This is a genomic window from Rhodococcus sp. EPR-157 (assembly GCF_001647195.1).
GTDB lineage: Bacteria > Actinomycetota > Actinomycetes > Mycobacteriales > Mycobacteriaceae > Rhodococcoides.
This window is the reverse complement of record NZ_LVCV01000033.1, coordinates 1-4,049: the sequence shown is the minus strand read 5'-3', so window position 1 is coordinate 4,049 and position 4,049 is coordinate 1. Positions and strand designations below refer to the sequence as shown.

6 protein-coding genes are annotated in these 4,049 nt (G+C 63.2%); 2 read left to right on the top strand and 4 right to left on the bottom strand.

Annotated elements, in window-relative coordinates:
• From A2J03_RS01430 to A2J03_RS01420, 3 genes are all read right to left on the bottom strand, one after another.
• On the bottom strand, window positions 1-425 hold a 425-nt coding region (locus A2J03_RS01430), incomplete at its 3' end, for a response regulator (RefSeq protein ID WP_156520132.1).
• A 41-nt stretch (window positions 426-466) separates the two neighbouring features.
• Entirely contained in the window at window positions 467-1,054 is a 588-nt protein-coding gene (locus A2J03_RS01425) for a PH domain-containing protein (protein ID WP_068368714.1), read from the bottom strand.
• Window positions 1,055-1,078: 24 nt separating this feature from the next.
• Window positions 1,079-2,233: an AI-2E family transporter gene (locus A2J03_RS01420; RefSeq protein ID WP_442971310.1), complete on the bottom strand. Its 1,155-nt coding sequence runs from the start codon at window positions 2,231-2,233 to the stop codon at window positions 1,079-1,081.
• 177 nt (window positions 2,234-2,410) lie between these two features.
• Between A2J03_RS01420 and A2J03_RS01415 the strand changes: the two genes are divergently transcribed.
• On the top strand, window positions 2,411-2,824 hold the full coding sequence (locus tag A2J03_RS01415) for a DUF7144 family membrane protein (RefSeq protein WP_068368711.1): 414 nt from the start codon (window positions 2,411-2,413) through the stop codon (window positions 2,822-2,824).
• On the opposite strand, the gene A2J03_RS01410 is transcribed toward A2J03_RS01415, so the two are convergent.
• A complete protein-coding gene (locus A2J03_RS01410; protein WP_068368717.1) occupies window positions 2,818-3,654 on the bottom strand; it encodes a biotin--[acetyl-CoA-carboxylase] ligase in 837 nt (278 codons plus the stop codon). The two genes, A2J03_RS01415 and A2J03_RS01410, sit on opposite strands and share 7 nt — an antisense overlap.
• Window positions 3,655-3,813: 159 nt before the next feature.
• Here A2J03_RS01410 and A2J03_RS01405 point away from each other — a divergent pair.
• A partial coding sequence (locus A2J03_RS01405; RefSeq protein ID WP_331712350.1) for a carboxyl transferase domain-containing protein occupies window positions 3,814-4,049 on the top strand: 236 nt, incomplete at its 3' end.

The following is a 4,049-nucleotide window of genomic DNA, read 5'->3' as shown; positions in this document are numbered from 1 at the left end:
ACACGTCGGGCTGCGGGTTCCATGCGAATTCCGCCGACCTCGATCGGACTGTCCTCCCCCGGCCCGCGCCGCCGCAGCAACGCGCGAACGCGCGCCATCAACTCGGCCAGCCGAAACGGCTTTCCGACGTAGTCGTCCGCACCGGCGTCCAAGCCGACCACGAAGTCGACTTCGTCGGTGCGAGCGGTGAGCATCAGAACCGCCAGTTCGGAACTGTTGGCCCGCACCTGGCGACAGACCTCGAGACCGTCCATCCCCGGTAGCCCGAGATCGAGAATCAGCAAGTCGAAATTGCCGTCCAGCGCACGTTGCAGCGCGGCCGGCCCGGTCTGCTCGACGGTCACGGTGTAGCCCTCACGGCCCAGGGCACGCGAGAGTGGAGCGGCAATCGCTTCGTCGTCTTCGGCAAGCAGCACGTCGGTCACGAGAGGAGCCTACGGTCCGAATCTGTGAAGGAACATAGAGATTACCTTCGCCGACCGGCCCGCCAGCCAGGTCGAGCGCCGTCGAAATCCGAGACCTCGGCGCTTTCGAAGGCATCGGGACCTGCGCGCCTGACCTCCATCGAGTCGAACACCTGCTGATAGAGCAGGGAATGGACTCGTTGGACGCGCGGTATGTCGTCGAACTCGAGTGGATCGTCGGAGGCCGACGCGATGATCAAGGTGCCGGTACGCAGCATGCGGTCCACCAGACCGTGTCGGAACTGAACGTTGCTGATGCGGCCCATCGGAATGTCGATACCCGAATGGGTGATGACTCCCTGCCGGATGAGCACCCGGCGATCGGTGACGATGAAGTGGGTGCATCTCCAACTGATCAGCGGCGCAACGCATCGCCATCCGACCACGATCGCCCACACCACGACAACGACGATCGTGGCGATCGTCGCGCCGGAACCATCGAGGCGGGCCGAGATCAGGCCGACGAGAAATCCGGCCACCGCGGTAGTGAGAATGAACGTCACCGCGGGCAACACCAGCATCTTCCAGTGCGGATGATGATGCAGTAACAGCTCTTCCTCGTCCGCCAACGCATCCTGCGGATAGCCCATACGATTCACTCCTCGACCGGAACCTCACATCTTGTGAGGCGATCCTGCCACGACTTCGTCACCGTCACCCTCCGCGCGGTCGTCGCTATCGTTCGGCGGCGGCGATCCATCCGAGAGAAGCACATCCGCCCAGCGGGTCGCAGGATCGATATCGACGAGAAGGGCCTTCGCCATCAGCGTGAGCGGAATCGCAAGCACCGCGCCGAGCGGACCGAGTACCCAGGCCCAGAAGACCAAGGACAAGAACGTGAGGGTGACCGACAGACCGACAGCGTCTCCGACGAACTTGGGCTGAATGATCGATTGGATCACTACATTGACGACGCTGTACAAGACGATCACCGTGATCATCAGTGACGGCCCACCTTGGAGCAAGGCGAGCAGTGCGGGCGGAACCAGGCCGAGCACGAAGCCGACGTTCGGTATGTAATTGGTGATGAACGCCAGCAATCCCCACAACACCGGCAGCGGAATCCCTAACGCCCACAACACTCCTGTGTCGATCACAGCGACGATGAGACCGAAGATCGTGGACACGACGAGGTACTTCCGCGTTCCCGCGGAGAACGAGGTGAACGCGTTCGCGATGTCGCCCCGCGTCCGGACGAGAGTGGTCAATCGAGCAGAGTAGGAACTGCCGTCGACCGCCATGAACAAGGCCAACACGAGCACGAACAACAGATTCGAGAACACTCCGAGCACGCCGACGAGGAGTCCGTCGACCAGCCCGAACACGGTGCCTGCATCGAGGTCGGACAACAGCCCCTGAATCTGATCAGGGCCGACGCCGTTGTCGGCCAGAAAATTGTGCACATTGGCGATCAGCTGATCGAAATCGTCCGAATAGGTCGGCAGCAGCGTCGCCAGTCGCGCCGTCGACAGCACGAGTGCGAACACCAACGACAACAGGATCGCGTACACGGCGAGAATAGCGATCAGCGTCGCGATCCACGCCGGAACCCCTTTACGCCGCAACCATTCCGGAAGCGGATGCACAGCGACGGTGAGCATCAGCGCCAGAAATGTCGGACCGACGACGGACGCGAATGCCCGAGTCCCTGCGACGGCTACCACCAGGCAGGCCAAGCCGATCAACACGATCACTCCGCGCGGAAGCGACCACGAGGTGGGCATTGCCTCAGCCGGTTCGGCGCCCGATTCGGTGTCAGGTCGATCGATCTGGACCGGATCGTCTCCGGGCACTGCGTTCGGCTCGTGCACGCGGCCCCCTCACACGCATCTGCTAGGACCTACAACGCTCGCACCGCACGGAAGTACGGCACATCATCCGCTACGGATGATGTGCCGTGCATCGCTCGGGTTCGACACTGGTCTTGTCGGAAAGGAGCGCGAGACATGACTGCACGTACGGGTACGACCGGGTCGGGGCACCAAGGGTTCGCATTCGGCGGCGCCATCGCGGCGTCGATCATCCTGCTGACCGCGGGGATTCTGTCGATCTTTCAAGGGATAGCCGCGATCGCCAAAGACGACCTTCTGGTCGTCGGATACAACTACACATACGAGTTCAGCGTCGAGACCTGGGGATGGGTTCATCTCGTGGTCGGAGTCCTGCTGCTGCTGGCGGGTATCGGACTGATGTCGGGGGCGACGTGGGCACGCCTCGTGGCGATCGTCGTCGCTTCCTTGTCGATCGTCGCCAATTTCCTGTGGCTGCCGTACTACCCGCTCTGGTCGATCTTGATCATTGCCATCGATCTGGTCGTCATCTGGGCAGTCGCCACCTGGGAGCCGACACGGGCTCAGTGATCGCCTCGATCGATCGCACGAAGGTGCGTCACGTCGCCGGCCGCGACCGCGATCAGTTCCCCGGTGTCGCCGTCGCGCACAACGATGCGCCCCTGATTGTCGACGTCGGTTGCATCACCGAGGATCTGCTTCTCGCCCGGTAGTTCGACGCGCACGCCGCGGCCGATCGTGTCGCAGCGTTCGCGGTATCGACTCGCGAGCTGCTCGGTGTTCCAGTTCGAGTTTCGCCACGAGTCGATCTCGGCACCGATTCCACGCAGTATCGCCCGCAGGATCGTGTCTCGATCGACGACCGCTGCGTTCTCGAGCACCAGCGACGTGGCAGTCGGGACGGGTAGCTCCGTCTGCGACAACGACACGTTCAACCCGATACCGACGACGACGGTCGGCGCGGTACCGTGTCGCGCGACCTCGGCGAGGATGCCGGCGACCTTTCGTCCCTCGATCAAGACGTCGTTGGGCCACTTCAATGCCGCGTCGACAGCAGCGACGGTGCGCAGCGCATCGACCACGGCAACTCCCGCCAACAAGGGAAGCCATCCGAGTACGGCCGGGTCGATGCCTGGGAACCGGACGAGGACCGAGAGCAGCAGTTGCGACCTCGGTGGCCCCGAGAACGGTCTCGCGTGCCTGCCACGTCCGCTGTCCTGATGTTCGGCGACGAGCGCGGTCCGATCGGCCAACCCATCGGCCTGCGCGATCAGGTCTGCGTTGGTGGACCCCGTCGACTCGACGACATCGAGCCTGGACCAGGACGCCTGAGGCCCGTCGACGAGTGCACGCCGAAGAGCAGAGAGGTCGAGCGGGGGACGATCGAGATTGGTCCACATGAACAACGAGCATATGGGCTGCTCATGACGAGCTCCGAGTCGACGCCCGACGGTACTGGCCAGTAGCTATGCAGTAGCGGCTGGTGGAGCCGACGTTGGCTGGTCCAACGCGCCCCTGGGTCGGGACGTGCATCACACCCGTGGTTAAAGTGTTTGCCCATGACCAGTGTTCAGGATCCGACTGCGCAGAATTCGGCAGATAAGCCCGATATTCACACCACAGCGGGCAAGCTTGCCGATCTGCGTAGCCGCCGCGAGGCTGCAATGGCACCGTCCGGCGAAGCCGCGATCGACAAGGTGCATGCCAAGGGCAAGCTGACCGCTCGCGAACGGATCACGGCACTGCTCGACGACGGGTCCTTCGTGGAGATGGATGCCCTGGCCCGTCACCGCAG